General features: G+C 63.4%; 13 protein-coding genes and 1 other RNA gene. 13 read left to right on the plus strand and 1 reads right to left on the minus strand.

Annotated features, from left to right (window positions below):
• Positions 1 to 45 precede the first annotated feature (45 nt).
• A complete protein-coding gene (locus ASE71_RS20020) occupies positions 46 to 1,263 on the minus strand; it encodes a pyrophosphate--fructose-6-phosphate 1-phosphotransferase (RefSeq protein WP_060515922.1) in 1,218 nt (405 codons plus the stop codon).
• Positions 1,264 to 1,693: 430 nt separating this feature from the next.
• Here ASE71_RS20020 and ASE71_RS20025 point away from each other — a divergent pair, with 430 nt between their 5' ends.
• From ASE71_RS20025 to murD, 13 genes are all read left to right on the plus strand, one after another.
• Positions 1,694 to 2,401 (plus strand): J domain-containing protein, encoded by a 708-nt coding sequence (locus ASE71_RS20025; RefSeq protein ID WP_034792391.1) that lies wholly within the window; start codon positions 1,694 to 1,696, stop codon positions 2,399 to 2,401.
• Entirely contained in the window at positions 2,398 to 3,162 is a 765-nt protein-coding gene (locus ASE71_RS20030; protein WP_060515923.1) for an N-acetylmuramoyl-L-alanine amidase, read from the plus strand. The genes ASE71_RS20025 and ASE71_RS20030 overlap by 4 nt, the downstream gene beginning before the upstream one ends.
• A 223-nt stretch (positions 3,163 to 3,385) precedes the next feature.
• Positions 3,386 to 3,913 carry a lytic transglycosylase domain-containing protein gene (locus ASE71_RS20035; protein WP_034792405.1) on the plus strand — a complete coding sequence of 176 codons (528 nt, stop codon included), beginning with the start codon at positions 3,386 to 3,388 and terminating at the stop codon, positions 3,911 to 3,913.
• 288 nt (positions 3,914 to 4,201) lie between these two features.
• Entirely contained in the window at positions 4,202 to 5,392 is a 1,191-nt protein-coding gene (locus ASE71_RS20040; protein ID WP_060516165.1) for an NAD(P)/FAD-dependent oxidoreductase, read from the plus strand.
• A 106-nt stretch (positions 5,393 to 5,498) separates the two neighbouring features.
• Positions 5,499 to 5,898, plus strand: an RNA gene (rnpB, locus tag ASE71_RS20045) — RNase P RNA component class A.
• Between the two features lie 556 nt (positions 5,899 to 6,454).
• The gene (gene mraZ / locus ASE71_RS20050; RefSeq protein ID WP_060515924.1) at positions 6,455 to 6,895 is read left to right on the plus strand and encodes a division/cell wall cluster transcriptional repressor MraZ; all 441 of its coding nucleotides are present in this window, start codon (positions 6,455 to 6,457) and stop codon (positions 6,893 to 6,895) included.
• Between the two features lie 14 nt (positions 6,896 to 6,909).
• Positions 6,910 to 7,935, plus strand: coding sequence for a 16S rRNA (cytosine(1402)-N(4))-methyltransferase RsmH (rsmH, locus tag ASE71_RS20055; protein WP_060515925.1), 1,026 nt, complete (start codon positions 6,910 to 6,912; stop codon positions 7,933 to 7,935).
• A 6-nt stretch (positions 7,936 to 7,941) separates the two neighbouring features.
• Positions 7,942 to 8,325 (plus strand): hypothetical protein, encoded by a 384-nt coding sequence (locus ASE71_RS20060; protein WP_034792423.1) that lies wholly within the window; start codon positions 7,942 to 7,944, stop codon positions 8,323 to 8,325.
• Positions 8,325 to 10,073, plus strand: coding sequence for a peptidoglycan D,D-transpeptidase FtsI family protein (locus ASE71_RS20065; RefSeq protein ID WP_060515926.1), 1,749 nt, complete (start codon positions 8,325 to 8,327; stop codon positions 10,071 to 10,073). The genes ASE71_RS20060 and ASE71_RS20065 overlap by 1 nt, the downstream gene beginning before the upstream one ends.
• A gap of 66 nt (positions 10,074 to 10,139) precedes the next feature.
• Positions 10,140 to 11,603, plus strand: coding sequence for a UDP-N-acetylmuramoyl-L-alanyl-D-glutamate--2,6-diaminopimelate ligase (locus ASE71_RS20070; RefSeq protein WP_060516166.1), 1,464 nt, complete (start codon positions 10,140 to 10,142; stop codon positions 11,601 to 11,603).
• A gap of 1 nt (position 11,604) precedes the next feature.
• A complete protein-coding gene (locus tag ASE71_RS20075; RefSeq protein ID WP_034792439.1) occupies positions 11,605 to 13,059 on the plus strand; it encodes a UDP-N-acetylmuramoylalanyl-D-glutamyl-2,6-diaminopimelate--D-alanyl-D-alanine ligase in 1,455 nt (484 codons plus the stop codon).
• A gap of 231 nt (positions 13,060 to 13,290) precedes the next feature.
• A complete protein-coding gene (gene mraY / locus ASE71_RS20080; RefSeq protein ID WP_034792441.1) occupies positions 13,291 to 14,391 on the plus strand; it encodes a phospho-N-acetylmuramoyl-pentapeptide-transferase in 1,101 nt (366 codons plus the stop codon).
• A gap of 7 nt (positions 14,392 to 14,398) precedes the next feature.
• Entirely contained in the window at positions 14,399 to 15,790 is a 1,392-nt protein-coding gene (gene murD, locus ASE71_RS20085; protein WP_060515927.1) for a UDP-N-acetylmuramoyl-L-alanine--D-glutamate ligase, read from the plus strand.
• The last annotated feature ends 20 nt before the right edge of the window (positions 15,791 to 15,810 follow it).

Raw genomic sequence — 15,810 nt, forward strand, 5'->3', positions numbered from 1 at the left:
AAGCGTTGTCGGCGGGTGGCATATCCACCCGCCGGCAAGTGTCGGTCAGTGCTTCTGGGCCTTCCACTTCTGGCCGATGACATCCATCACCTCGCCGAACCACCTGGTGGAGGTATCGAACTGCTTGCCGCCCTTGATGCGCGGGAATTCGATGGTGCGCAGCTTGCCGCCCTGGTCTTCGTCGTGACCGGTGACGCCCGAGACCTTGTTGAGGGCGCTTTCGACGGCAAGGTCGACCATGCCCTGGATCAGGCGCAGGTCGTCGCCGTTGGCCGGGGCCGAGCGGGCGTAGTAGCCAGATTTCTGCACCATCGAGCGTTCGGCGCCGAGAAGGGCTGCGAACTGCTTGGAGAACCAGTTGCCGACATTGATCGTGTCGATCTTCACGTGGCCGAAGGCATCGCGCTTGATGGTCTCGCCGGCTGCTTCCCGCTCGGCGACGATGGCGTCGAGGCAGGCGCCTTCACTGACGAACAGCGTCACGAAGCCGGTGCGGTCCATAACCTTGCGCAGGCGATCGGCTTCGCCCTGCAGGTCGAACTTCATCTCCGGCAGATAGAGGCCGTCGATGTTCTTCATCTGGCGGTTCATCATGAAGCCGTCGACGAATTCCTTGTCGTCGGTCATCTGGATATAGGAGCGGGCGGTGGCTGCCGTCAGCCAGCCGCTATGGCGGCCCATGACTTCATGGACGACGAGCGTGCGCGGGGCGGCACTCTGTTCGTTGCTGACATTGTCGAAGAAGCGGGCGCCGTATTCGGCAGCCGTCCAGGCGCCGAGCGTCTGGCGGATCGGAACGACGTCGTTGTCGACGGTCTTCGGCAGGCCGACCACGGTCAGGTCGTAGCCGTTGGCGTCGAGATAGGCGGCAAGGTCGGCAGCGGTCGTGTTGGTGTCGTCGCCGCCGATGGTGTGCAGGATCGAAATGCCGTCCTTGGCAAGGCGCTCGGCTGCGACACGCAGCGGGTTTTCGCCTTCCTTGACCAGGCCGCGCTTGACGCAGTCGGCGGCGTTGGTGAGCTTGACGCGGCTGTTGCCGATCGGCGAGCCGCCATGGCGATGCAGGATATGGGCCTTTTCGCGCATGTCGCGCGTAATTTCGATCTGGTCTCCAAGGAGTACGCCCTGGTAGCCCGAGCGATACGCGACCAGCTCATATTCGGGTGCTACGTCCGTATAGCGCTCGATCAGTCCTCCAACGGCCGATGACAGACAGGGCGCGAGCCCGCCGGCCGTCAGCATTGCGACTTTTTTCTTGGCCATGTTTCCTCCTCGGGACTTTGGCATGCGATGGGTGCGGCCTCCATAGCGCAAATCAGATGGAATTTAAATGACGGGCCTGTGGATGTTGTGTCGAGGCCGCGCGAGAACGGCTGCTGGGCGCCGTCGGAAACGCGGGGCGGGCTCGGTGTCGCGCCGATTGTCGCAGCCGGAGGAGCGCAATCGGGCGGCGCGGCCTTCGCGGCCGGTGCATTTGGCGTGTTTTTCGGCATAAATTCGCCGCTTCGGATCGCTAGGTTGTTCCCAAGGGAACAGCTTTCCGTCTACCAGCTGTCGCAAGTTCCAATCGATGGATTGACAATAGTGAGGTGCCATCACAAGTTCGTCATCCTCGTGGTTCGGACCATCCCACCGCTTGCAATTTGCCACCACACAAGTCCATGCTATACGCTGGAGAGACAGGGATTCTCGCATGTCATTCTGGGACAGCCTCCTCAAAATCGTTACCGCCACCGGCAATGCGCTTGCCGGTGTGGTCGAGGCCGTGCGTACCCTGTTTGAGGGCGACCCGGAGACACGGCGCAAGGTTGCCTTCTCCGTCGCGATGATCGCGCTTTCGGCCAAGATGGCCAAGGCCGACGGCATCGTCAGCGAGGCCGAGGTCGCTGCCTTCCGCGACATCTTCCAGTTCCCGCCCGACCAGGCGCAGAACGTCGCGCGTCTCTATAATCTCGCGCGCCAGGACGTCGCCGGCTACGAGGCCTATGCCGAGAAGATGGCGTCGCTGTGTTCGTCCTGCGAAGAAAACTGCCCGATCCTCGAGGATATCGTCGACGGCCTGTTCCACATCGCCAAGTCCGACGGTGCAGTTCATGAGCGCGAACTGGCGTTCCTGGTGCGGGTCGCCGAGATCTTCGGCATGGACGAGGCGCATTTCGAGCTCATCATGGCCCGCCATGTGCACGGAGACGGTCGCGACCCCTATCAGGTGCTCGGCGTTTCGCGTAAGGATGATTTCGCCGACATCCGCAAGCGCTACCGTGTGCTGGTTTCCGAAAACCACCCGGATATGCTGGTGGCGCGCGGCGTACCGCAAGAATTCCACGCGATCGCCAATGATCGCATGGCGGCGCTGAACGCCGCCTATGAGGCGATCGAGAAAGAACGCCGAGCTGCATGACTTCGAAATACTGCGACTATCCGGGGGCTCGCTTCATGCCGTCGCCCAATTTTGGCGACCGCGCCGACAGGCGGGCACCGGATATGATCGTGCTGCACTACACCGGCATGGCGACGGGCGCTTCGGCGCTCGAATGGCTGTGTCGCGAAGAGAGCCAGGTTTCCAGCCATTATTTCGTTCATGAGGACGGACGCGTCGACCAGCTCGTGCCTGAGACGCTGCGTGCCTGGCACGCGGGCAAGAGCTACTGGAAGGGCGAGACCGACATCAACTCCTGTTCGATCGGTATCGAGATCGCCAACCCGGGCCACCCCGGCGGGTTGCCGGATTTCCCGAAGAAGCAGATCGATGCGGTCGTCGAATTGTGTCGGGACTGTGGCCAGCGGTGGTCGATCGCCCCGGAAAGGGTGCTGGCGCACAGCGATATCGCCCCCATTCGCAAGGTTGATCCGGGAGAAAAATTTCCCTGGCATGTTCTTCACCGCGAAGGGGTCGGGCACTGGGTCGAGCCGGCTCCGATCGGCGGCGGGCGCTTCTTTCAGCGCGGCGACCGCGGTCAGCCGGTAGAGGCCATCCAGTCGATGCTGTCGCTCTATGGCTACGGCATTGAAGTGACTGGTGATTTCTGCGAAAAAACCGAGGGCGCCATCGCCGCGTTCCAAAGGCATTTCCGGCAACAGAGGGTAGACGGCATCGCCGACATCTCAACCCTCGATACGCTCCATCGCCTGCTTTCCGGGCTGCCGCAATTTGTCGCCTGACGCGGAAGAATTTTTCGTTTCGAAGCCTGTTTTCCGGATGTTCGTGGCATGTTTTTTTAGCTTTGCCACATGTTTACCATGATGCGCCGTTCATTTCCCGCTCATTGAAACTGCAGGAACTTCGGGGCGCAACGCTCACGTCCTGTGAATGAAACGATCGGGACGTGAGGCTCGAAGCGGGGTGCGCTTCGGTCCAATCCCCAGACCGGAGAATTCAAACTACATGAGAATATCGTCTGTTGCTGCGGTGGCGGCATGCCTTGGCATGTTCTTCGCCGGGATGGGTACGTCGTATGCGGGGAATGTCGACAAGACCATCAAGACCTCTTCCATCCCGACCGTCACCCGGACCACAGGCTTCCCGAAACCGGACCTTCCGCAGAACGTTCAGTATACGGCCCTGATCAAGAGCTATGCGAAGCAGTACGGCGTTCCCGTCGATCTGGCGCATGCGGTCGTCAAGGTCGAAAGCAACTTCAATCCGAAGGCACGCGGCAGCGCCGGCGAGATCGGCCTGATGCAGATCAAGCCCGCCACGGCGCGCATGATGGGCTATTCGGGCTCCTCCAAGGGTCTCTACGACCCGGAAACCAACATCAAGTTCGGCATGAAGTATCTCGCCATGGCGCATGAACTTTCGGGCGGCACCACCTGCGGCACGATCCTCAAGTACAATGCCGGCCATGGCGCCAAGCGCATGAACCCGGTTTCCAAGCGCTATTGCGGCAAGGTCCAGGACATCATCGACTAGAACGCCGTGGGTTCCAGCGAACGCACGAGGGGCGCCTTGGCATCCCTATTCTAGAGCATCTGGCCGCCTCGGTGTTTCCACCTGAGGGCGGAATGCTCTAGTGCCTGACAGGCGTGGGTGATCCATTTGCCCACGCGACGAGAGAGCATCGTCCGCCGGCCACGCGGCAATGGCGGATGCTCCAGCCGGACAGGTCTCGCGTTCCGGCGCCAATTAAATCCTTGAGTGGTGGTGCCCTAAGAGCACCGATATGCTACCTCCTTCCGTGTCAGTAGAGCGGGGATGAGCATGTCGGAAAGCTTTGATTTCATTGTCGTCGGCAAGGGCATGATGGGCGCTGCGGCTGCCCGGCACCTGGCGCTCTCGGGTGCTGGCGTCGCGCTCGTCGGTCCTGACGAGCCGACCGACTGGGCCAGTCATTCCGGCGTCTTTTCCAGCCACTACGACAATGCCCGCATCACCCGCACGATCGACGACGACCCCGTCTGGGCGCGTCTCGCCCGTCGCTCGATCGAGCGCTACGACGAGATCGAACGCGAAAGCGGCATCCGGTTTTATCACGAGGTCGGCTGCCTGATGGCGGGGCCAGCGCCGGGCTCGAGCTACGACTATATCGAGCAGGTGGAAAAGGCGCGGGATGCGCTCGGCGTCGAAGCGCCGCTCTATGACAGCGAAGCGCTGTCGCGGCGCTTTCCCTGGTTCCGTTTTCCCGAGGGCACGGCCGGCGTTTATGAGCGCCTTGGCGCCGGCTACATCAATCCACGCGCGCTCGTTGCGGCGCAGGTCATCTGTGCCGAGAAGGCCGGCGCACGGATCGTGCGCGACGAGGTCGGCGCCGTCTCCGAAGCGGACGATCGCGTTGTCGTCACGACGGTCTCGGGCATGCGCCTGGAAGCGGGCCGGGTCATCGTTGCGGCCGGCGGATTTTCCCTGTCCGACAAACTGCTGCCGCGGCCGATCGACTTGACGGTCAAGGCTCGCACGGTGCTGTTCGCGGAGGTGGCGGCGAGCGAGCTGCCTGACTTCGAGGGCATGCCCTCGCTGATCGGTGCAGCGCCCGAGCAGGAGAAGAGCTACTACCTGCTGCCGCCGGTCGGCTATGCCGACGGCAGGACCTATATCAAGATCGGCGGCGATCCGACCGACAGGATCCTGAGTGACGAGCCGGCGATACGGCACTGGTTCCGCGGGCCGGGCGGCGCCGCGGCGGCCGAGCATCTGCGTCGGCTGCTGGCCGAGGTGATGCCTGACTTCCGGCCGGTCTCCACCCACTTTTCACCCTGTGTCACCTCGTTCACCCGCGACGGGCTGCCCTATATCGGCTTTGCCGAGGGCGACCGCATCGCCGTCGTCACCGGCGGCAACGGCCAGGCGGCAAAAAGCTCCGACGAGATAGGCAGGCTCGGCGCTGTCCTTGTGCAAAATGGCCGGATCGATGAGCCCGAATACGACGCCGACTTCGCGGTCGCCTTTCGCTAGGTGCGGCGGCATCCACCCGGTCTCGACCGATCTGCCCTGTTGGCAGCTTGAAAAACACTGCCGTTTTTTCTGGCGCCGGGCGGGGGCTTGCGTTAAGGAGCGCCTGCCAGTTGGCCGGGCAGCCGCTCTCCGCAAGTGCCGAAAGGCCGCGGGGGGAGGAAAGTCCGGGCTCCACGGAAGCACGGTGCCGGATAACGTCCGGCGAGGGTGACCTCAGGGAAAGTGCCACAGAAAGCAAACCGCTCCGCTTGCGGAGTAAGGGTGAAAGGGTGGGGTAAGAGCCCACCGCGGACATGGCGACATGGACGGCACGGCAAACCCCACCGGGAGCAAGACCGAATAGGGATGACGCGGACGCGCAAGCGCCCAGCCTGTTTCCGGGCCAGTCATCCGGGTGGGTTGCAAGAGGCTGCGTGCAAACGTAGTCCCAGATGAATGGCTGCCACGTTCCGTTGCCTTCGGGTGACGGGGCCATACAGAACCCGGCTTACAGGCCAACTGGCGATTTTCTCTCTCTCTCTCTCTCTCTCTCTCTCTCAATGCGGGCCGAACGGTTCAGCGCGTGCGGATCGCGCCTTGCAAATCGGGCTGATCCGCATGCCATTTTTGCGGCCGGCAGCGGTGCGGGTTTAGGCGGTTTTGTCGTTGCCGCCGTGGATTCTTCTCTTGCGATGGCTCGCAAGGGCCTCTGCATAACGGTGTGTCTGCGCTTTTTCTCACATTCTGATTTTTCAACGATTTGAAGCCGTTCGACCGTCGCATTCCCGTACGGTGGGGGTCTCTTCGTAACCCTTCGTTAAACTTAACAACCTATCAATATTTGATCAGCCCGACGGCTGTTTGTGATCCATTCCCATTGACGCCCATATGGTCCCATGATATCCCATAATGGCACTGCGCAGGGGCTGCTTCGCGGCCCAATATCGCAAGATTCCAATGCCTTCCGGCTTCGGAGGGTGGTCGGACATTCCGCTGTTCGGCGGGGCGGTCTTGCGTGCGGAGTGACGTGTTCTCGCGGGTCGATGATCGTGGCCCGTCAGTCTTGGGCGGCCGTTTCGCGTTATGAACCGCTTCTTGTCACATGCCACCAATCGGATCGATGCGAAGGGGCGGGTCTCTGTTCCCTCGGCGTTTCGCTCCGTGCTGTCGGATGGGGGCGTTCGGGAGCTATACTGTTTTCAGGATTTCGTCTTTCCGGCGATCAGCGTCGGCGGGCCGGAGCTCCTGGATCGGTTCGAGAGGCAGATGGCGGCCGAGGATCCATTTTCTCCGGAAGCCAACGAGATGTCGCTGCTGGTTCACGGGGGTGGCGTCTTTGTGAAGCTCGATCCGGAAGGCCGGTTGATGATGACGGATTTTATCCGCGACTTCACCGGCATCTCGACCGACGTGATGTTCGTCGGGCGGGGCGATTATTTTCAGCTCTGGGAGCCGCAGGCCTTTCAAAAGGCGCAGGCGGCGGCCCGGGAAGGGCGCAAGTCACGGGGGTTGCGTCCAGAATAGAATGGAGAGAGGGAATGGTGACGGATCAAGGCGGAGGTGTTTCTGAAGCCGAAGGCGGACCGGTTCGTCACATTCCCGTTCTCTTGCCCGAGGTGCTTGCGGCTCTGGAGCCTGCGCCCGGCAAGGTCATCCTCGATGGCACCTTCGGTGCTGGTGGCTACAGCTCCGCAATCCTCAAGGCCGGTGCCGACGTGATCGCGCTCGATCGCGACCCGACGGCGATTGCCGCAGGGCAGGCGCAGGTCGCCGAGTGGGGCGGCCGGCTGAAGCTCGTTCATGCACAGTTCTCCGATCTTGCCGCCCATGCGCCCGAAGGCGGGCTCGATGGCGTCGTGCTCGATATCGGCGTTTCCTCCATGCAGATCGACGAGGCCGAGCGCGGCTTCTCCTTCCAGAAGAAGGGGCCGCTCGACATGCGCATGTCGGCTTCGGGCGTTTCGGCGGCCGATGTCGTCAATCGCGCCAAGGTCTCTGATCTCATCCGCATCTTCGGCTTTCTCGGTGAAGAGAAGCAGGCCGGCCGCATCGCGCGTGCGATCGAGAAGCGCCGGGCCGAGCAGCCCTTCGAAACGACCCGCGATCTTGCCGGCCTGATCGAGGTGGTGACGCCGCGCAAGGCCAAGGACAAGATCCATCCCGCCACCCGCGTCTTCCAGGCGCTGCGCATCTTCGTCAACGACGAGCTCGGCGAACTGGCAGAGGCGCTGTTTGCGGCCGAGCGAGCGCTGAAGCCCGGCGGCCGTCTTGTCGTCGTCACCTTCCATTCGCTCGAAGACCGCATCGTCAAGGCCTTCTTCCAGGACCGCTCCGGCAAGGCCAGCGGCTCGCGTCACCTGCCGATGGTGTCCGCGCGCGCCGCAACCTTCACGCCAGTTGGCAAGCCTATGGTGGCAGCCAGCGAGGAAGAAGCGTCCCTCAATCCGCGCGCCCGCTCTGCCAAGCTTCGCGCCGGTATCCGCACGCAAGCTGCGTCGCCGGGAAACGATCTGTCCATTTTCAATCTGCCGGAACTGGCAAGCCTTGCACGGCTGGGGGGCTGACAAGACATGCTTCGAACGTTCGATATCGTTCTGATCGTCGTCATGACGGCCGCGGCCACGGTGACCTATACGATCAAGCACCGCGCCGAAAACAAGCTTGAGGAAGTCCGCAAGCTCGACGTGGCGATCAAGCTCGAGGAAGACACGATCGATCTGCTTCGGGCCGACTGGGCGCTTCTGACCCAACCGAACCGCCTGGAGCGCCTCGTCGGTGCCTTCGGAGCCGACCTGCAACTCGTGCCGACCCCCTCGACACAGCTCGCCCAGCCGCAGGAACTGCCGATGCTGAAGGCCGATCTGCCCGTGCCCGAGGACAAGTCGGCCAAGGATGGCATCGCTGCCATCATCGAAAAGACCGATAAGATCGCAACTGGCTCGGTGGCGCGCTGATGTCGTTTCTCTCCCGCATCATGGTGTTGAAAAGCAAGGCGCACTTCTCGGCGGGCGGCAACAACCGACCGGCTGAAAGCGGCGTAAACGTCACCTTCCAGGGGACGCGCAAGAAGACCACGAACCAGGCGAAGAACCGCGTCGCCATCGTGATCGCCAGCTTCGGCATCGTCTATGCCGTCATCGGCGGCCGCCTGGTGCAATACGGCATGGCGGCACCCGAAACCGTTTCCAGCATCGGCCGGGCCGACAACCTGATGGCGTCGCGCCCCGACATTCTCGACCGCAACGGCGAGATCCTCGCGACCGACATCCGCACCGTCTCGCTCTATGCCGAGCCGCACAAGATCGTCGATGCCGACGAAGCGGTCGAGCGGCTGTCGACGGTGCTGCCCGACATCAACGCCCGCGAAATCTACAACAAGCTGAAGTCGAAATCGCGCTTCCAGTGGCTGCGCCGGCAGCTGACCCCGAAGCAGCAGTCGGAGATCCTGGCGCTCGGCATTCCCGGCGTCGGCTTCCGCCCGGAAAAGCGCCGCTTCTATCCCGGCGGCCACACCGCCGCACACATCCTGGGCCACGTCAACATCGACAACCGCGGCGTTGCCGGCATGGAGCGATACATCGACAGCCAGGGGCTGGCCGACCTTGCCGCGATCGGCATGACCAGCGACGCCAAGCTCGAGCCGGTGAAGCTTTCGATCGACGTGCGCGTGCAGAACATCGTGCGCGACGTCATCGACGCCGGCATGAAGAACTACCAGGCGCTCGCTGCCGGCGCCGTCGTGCTCGACGTGCATACCGGCGAAGTGCTGGCAATGGCGTCCGTTCCCGACTACGACCCGAACAAACCGGCCGAAGGGGCGGAAGAGGGCTGGATGAACCGCATGTCGAACGGCACGTTCGAAATGGGCTCCACCTTCAAGACCTTCACCATCGCCATGGGCCTCGATTCCGGCAAGGTGACGCTCAACGACAGCTTTGACGCCTCGGCGCCGATCCGTATCGGCGGCTTCACCATCAAGGACTTCCACGGCAAGCGCCGCGTGCTGACTGTTCCGGAAATCTTCCAGTATTCGTCGAACATCGGCACCGCGAAGATTGCCGATCTCGTCGGCATTCCCGGCCACAAGGAATTCCTGACGCGCCTCGGCCTGCTTTCGAAGCTGCCGACCGAACTGCCGGAAGTGAAATCCCCGACGCAGCCGCGCGAATGGAAGAAGATCAACTCGGTCACCATCTCCTTCGGTCACGGCGTCTCGACGACGCCGCTGCAGACGGCTGTCGCGGGTGCTGCACTCGTAAACGGCGGGAAGCTGATCGAACCGACCTTCCTGCCGCGCACCGAGGAGCAGGCCAACGCAGTCGCCACACCGGTGGTCAAGAAGAGCACCAGCGACGACATGCGCTTCCTGCTTCGCTGGAACGGCATTGCAGGCTCCGGCAAGCGCGCACTGGTGCCGGGCTTCAACGTCGGCGGCAAGACCGGCACGGCCGACAAGGTGGTCAACGGCCGCTATGCCAGCGACCAGAACTTCAACGCCTTCCTCGCGGCCTTCCCGATCGACAACCCGAAATACATCGTGCTGACCTTCATCGACGCGCCGAAGACCGGCGAGGGTGGCGGGCGCACCGCAGGCTCGAACGCGGCTCCCATGGTTCGCGACATCATCAGCCGCTCTGCGCCGCTGCTCGGTGTCGAACCAAAGTTTGGAGAAGACGGTTCTGCCTTGCTTGTGTCTTATTAGACATGAAATGAGAAAGCGGACGATTCGCGATTCTTGCGGATCGAAATCGATGCGAGACGTGCGTTCATGAAGATCAAAGACCTGGCGGGATCGAGCTTCCCGGAACTTTCGGCGCAACTGAGCGGCGCTGCCGCCGATATCGACGTTGCCGGACTGACGGCCGATAGCCGGCAGGTTCAGCCAGGGGATCTCTTCGTCGCCGTTTCCGGCAGCAAGGCCAATGGCAGCGTCTATGTCGCCGATGCCCTGAAGCGCGGCGCGGTCGCCGTCGTCACCGAAGCTGGCTCGGACGTCGACACTTCGGCAGCGCCGGTCCTGAAGCTTTCCGAACCTCGCGCCTTTCTCGCCCGCGCTGCCGCTGCCTTCTATGGCCGCCAGCCGGAAACCATGGTCGCCGTCACCGGCACCGCCGGCAAGACCTCGGTCGCCTCCTTCACCCGCCAGGTCTGGGCGCATTCCGGCCTTGCAGCCGCGATGATCGGCACGACCGGCGTCGTCGCACCCGGGCGTAACGATTACGGCTCGCTGACGACGCCCGATCCGGTGTCGCTGCACAAGCTGCTCGCCGAACTTGCCGATGCCGGCGTCACCCATGCGGCGATGGAGGCCTCCAGCCACGGCCTCGACCAGAGCCGGCTCGACGGCGTGCGCCTGTCGGCTGCCGCCTTCACCAATCTCGGCCGCGATCACATGGACTACCACCCGACGGTGGAGCACTACATGGCCTCCAAGATGCGGCTGTTCGAGGCGCTGTTGCCGAAGGGCGCGCCCGCGGTGATTTTTGCCGACGACCAGTGGTCGGACCAGGCCATCGCCGCTGCCCGCAAGGCCAAGCTCGACGTGCGGACGGTCGGCCGCAAGGGCGATTACATTTCGCTGAAGCGGGTCGAGCACTTCCGCCACAAGCAGTCGGCCGAAGTGCATGTCGGCGACGACATCTTCGAGATCCACATTCCGCTTGCCGGCGACTTCCAGGTGGCCAATGCGCTCGTGGCGGCCGGCCTTGCCATGTCCACCGGCATCAGCGCCAAGGCGGCCTTCTCCGCGCTTGAAAAGCTGCAGGGGGCCTCCGGTCGTCTTGAACTGGTCGGCCAGACCAGGGACGGCGCGCTCGCCTATGTCGATTACGCCCACAAGCCGGATGCGCTGGAAAACGTGCTCGCCTCGGTGCGGCCGTTCACGACCGGCCGCGTCGTCGTGGTGTTCGGCTGCGGCGGCGACCGCGACAAGGGTAAGCGCCCGATCATGGGCGAGATCGCCACCCGGCTTGCCGACGTGACGATCGTGACCGACGACAATCCGCGCTCGGAAGTGCCCGATGTGATCCGCGCCGAAATCATGGCGGCGGCCAGGGGCGCCATCGAAATCGGCGACCGCGCCACGGCGATCCGCACGGCGGTCGGCATGCTGAAGACCGGCGACACGCTGATCGTCGCCGGCAAGGGGCACGAGGAGGGGCAGACGATCGGCTCCGTCACGTTGCCCTTCTCGGATCACGCGGAGGTCCGCAAGGCATTGGGAGGCTTGTGATTTGAACTGGCTCTGGACAAGCAGCGATCTCCTGGCCGCCATGAATGGCCGGCCGGTCGGCAATCTGCCTGAAGGCATCTCGGGGATCTCCATCGACAGCCGCTCGATCGGCAAGGGCGAAGCCTTCTTCGCGATCAAGGGTGATCGCGTGGATGGCCACGACTATGCGGGTATCGCGCTCGCCAATGGCGCCGCGGTGCTGGTCGTCAGCGAAGGCAAGCTGCCGGCGCTCGGACGGCTGAATGCGCCGATGATCGTCGTCGACGACGTGCTCGAAGCGATGATCCGGCTCGGCTGTGCGGCGCGTGACCGCAGCGCCGCCAAGATCATCGCCGTCACCGGTTCGGTCGGCAAGACGACCACCAAGGAGATGCTGCGCCACGTGCTTCAGCCGCAGGGCCGCGTACATGCGTCGGTCGCCTCCTTCAACAATCACTGGGGTGTGCCGCTGACGCTTGCACGCATGCCCGAGGCAACCGATTTCGGCGTCTTCGAAATCGGCATGAACCATCCGGGCGAGATCCGGCCGCTGACCGCCATGGTGCGCCCGCATGTGGCCATCGTCACCAGCATCGCTGCCGCCCATCTTGGCAATTTCGAGAGCCTCGACCAGATCGCCGAAGCCAAGGCCGAGATCTTCGAAGGCGTCGTCAATGGCGGCCACGCGCTGATCATTCACGACAGCCCGCAGTACAAGCTGCTTGAAGACGCCGCGGCAGCGGCCGGCGTCAGCCACATCCATTCCTTCGGCGCCAACCCGAAGGCCGAATTCCGGCTGGTTGAATTCAGCGGCGGTGCGGAGGGTTCCATTCTCTGGGCCGGCATCGGCGGTCGCACGTTGGAAGTCGCGATCGGTGCTCCCGGGCGCCACATCGCCGAGAATGCCGTTGCGGTTCTCGCAGCGGTGAAGCTTGCTGGCGGCGATCTCGACTATGCGGCTTCGGCGCTCGCAACCATGCAGGCCGAAACGGGCAGGGGCCGGCGCCACACGCTTTCGATCGGCGGCGGTACGCTGAAGCTGATCGACGAGAGTTACAACGCCAATCCGAGCTCGATGCGGGCGGCAATTTCGCTGCTGCGCGACAGCGAGCCGCCGGTCGGCGGTCGTCGTGTCGCCGTGCTCGGCGACATGCTCGAAATGGGCGAACACGCGGCCGAGGTGCATGCGGCCCTTGCCCGTCCGCTCATCGAAGCCGGTATTACCGATGTCTGGCTCGCCGGACCGCTGATGGCGCACCTGCGCGACGCGCTTCCGCCCGAAGTTTCGGTGATCTATCGCGAGAGCGTTGAGGACCTCAAAGCCTATGCGCTGGCCGCTGTCGCGCCGGGCGACGTTGTCATGGTCAAGTCGTCCAAGGGGACCGGCTGCGCCAAGATCGTGCAGGCGCTGATCGAGAGCTATCCGGAGACGCAAGCCGAGGAATACGGGGCCGAGGGAACCGAAGCCGAGGGGTAGCCGGCGTAATAAAAGCCGGCGGAACCGCCCATGATGGCGCGGTGGATACAGTTTGAGGTTAGGCGGCGCGCCCTAACACTTTCGCATGCAAGCGCGTATCGTTTTTCAGATGATTCTGTTGGACGTGTTTCGAAATACTACGGCGCCGCGTCTCCCGGGGCGGGAAAGCTTCGCTGTAACACTTTAAACTGCTGCATCATTGTGCAGGAAACCTTTGGGGAAAGGTCCCTTATGCTCATTTGGCTTGTGGAACTGGCGGACCACTTTCAGTTTTTCAATCTTTTTCGCTACATCACGTTCCGCACCGGCGCGGCGCTCTTCACGTCGGCCATGATCGTCTTCCTCTTCGGGCCCGCGATGATCGCCTCGCTGCGCATCCGCCAGGGCAAGGGCCAGCCGATCCGCGCCGACGGGCCGCAGACGCATTTCAAGAAGGCCGGCACGCCGACCATGGGCGGCCTGATGATCCTGGCCGGCATCGTCGTCTCGTCGCTGCTCTGGGCCGATCTGTCGAGCGTCTACGTCGTCTCGACGCTGCTCGTCACGCTCGGCTTCGGCGCCATTGGCTTCTACGATGATTACCTCAAGGTTACGAAGCAGTCGGACAAGGGCTTTTCCGGCAAGGCACGCCTCGGCATCGAATTCGTGATCGCGGCGATCGCCGTGTTCTTCATGATGCAGGCCTCGCTTTCGGGCGGTCCGTCCGGCTCCACTTTCGGCTCCTCCGTCACTTTCCCCTTCTTCAAGGACCTGATCGTCAATCTCGGCTATTTCTTCGTGCTGTTCGGTGGCTTCGTCATCGTCGGCGCCGGCAATGCCGTGAACCTGACCGACGGTCTCGACGGTCTTGCGATCGTGCCTGTGATGATCGCCGCTGCCGCCTTCGGCCTGATTGCCTATCTCGCTGGTAACGCCGTCTTCGCCAACTATCTGCAGATCCATTTCGTGCCCGGCACGGGCGAGCTTGCCGTCATCCTCGGCGCTGTCATCGGCGCCGGCCTCGGCTTCCTCTGGTTCAACGCGCCGCCGGCCGCCATCTTCATGGGCGACACCGGGTCGCTGGCGCTTGGCGGCCTGATTGGCACCGTAGCCGTTGCCGTCAAGCACGAGATCGTCATGATCATCATCGGCGGCCTCTTCGTCATGGAGACGCTGTCGGTCATCATCCAGGTCTTCTGGTTCAAGCGCACCGGCCGCCGCGTCTTCCTGATGGCGCCGATCCACCACCACTTCGAAAAGAAGGGCTGGACCGAGAGCCAGGTCGTGATCCGATTCTGGATCATCGCCGTCATCCTGGCGATGGTTGGCCTCTCCACCCTCAAGCTGCGGTGAGCGGACGATGATCCCGGTCACTTCCTTCAAGGGCAGGAAAGTCGCTCTCTTCGGTCTCGGCGGTTCGGGCCTTGCGACCGCGCAGGCGCTCGTCGCCGGTGGTGCCCAGGTTACCGCATGGGACGACAACCCGGATAGCGTCGCCAAGGCTTCGGCCGCAGGCGTGCCGACGGCGGACCTGCGCACCGTCGACTGGGCGGCCTTTGCCGCCTTCGTGCTTTCGCCCGGCGTGCCGCTTACGCATCCCAAGCCGCACTGGACCGTGGATCTTGCCCATGCGGTTGGTGTCGAGATCATCGGCGACGTCGAACTTTTCGTGCGCGAACGCCGGGCGCATGCGCCCGATTGCCCCTTCATCGCGATAACCGGCACCAACGGCAAATCGACGACGACGGCGCTGATCGCACATATCCTCAAAGAAAGCGGCCGAGACACGCAGCTCGGCGGCAATATCGGCACCGCGGTGCTGACGCTTGATCCTCCGAAGGCCGGGCGCTTCTACGTGGTCGAGTGCTCGTCCTACCAGATCGATCTGGCGCCGACGCTGAACCCGACGGCAGGCATTCTGCTCAACCTGACACCCGATCATCTCGATCGCCACGGCACGATGCAGCATTACGCCGACATCAAGGAACGGCTGGTCGCCGGTAGCGGCACGGCAATCGTCGGTGTCGACGACAGTTTCTCGGCGCTGATCGCCGATCGCGTCGAGCGCGCCGGCACCAGGACCGTGCGGATCTCCCGTCGCCATGTGCTGGCAAGCGGCCTCTATGCCGAGGGCCCGCGCATCCTGAAGGCTGAAGGTGGCACTTCCGGCCTGTTCGTCGATCTCGACGGCATCCAGACGCTGCGCGGCGGTCACAACGCCCAGAACGCAGCCGCCGCCATCGCGGCCTGCCTTGCGGTCGGCGTCAGCGCGGCGGAAATCCACGCTGGCCTGAAGAGCTTCCCCGGTCTCAAGCACCGCATGCAGCCGGTCGGCCGCAAGGGCTCTGTCGTCTTCGTCAATGACAGCAAGGCGACCAATGCGGATGCGGCGGCACCGGCGCTTTCGAGCTATGACCGCATCTACTGGATCGCCGGCGGTCTGCCGAAGGAAGGGGGCATCACGACGCTTGCACCCTTCTTCCCGAAGATCGCCAAGGCGTATCTGATCGGCGAGGCCGCGCCGGCTTTCGCCGCGACGCTCGGCGAAGCCGTACCCTATGAGATCTCGGGCACGCTGGAGCAGGCGGTAGCGCATGCCGCGGCCGATGCCGGCAGGGACGAGACGGGCGGCTCGGCGGTGATGCTTTCACCGGCTTGCGCAAGCTTCGACCAGTATAAGAACTTCGAGGTACGCGGTGATGCCTTCGTCGGACATGTGCGCGCGATCGAAGGCGTGACGATGCTGATTTGATCCCTCGGCCGGCGCGCATG

The organism is Ensifer sp. Root954 (assembly GCF_001429005.1).
GTDB lineage: Bacteria > Pseudomonadota > Alphaproteobacteria > Rhizobiales > Rhizobiaceae > Ensifer > Ensifer adhaerens.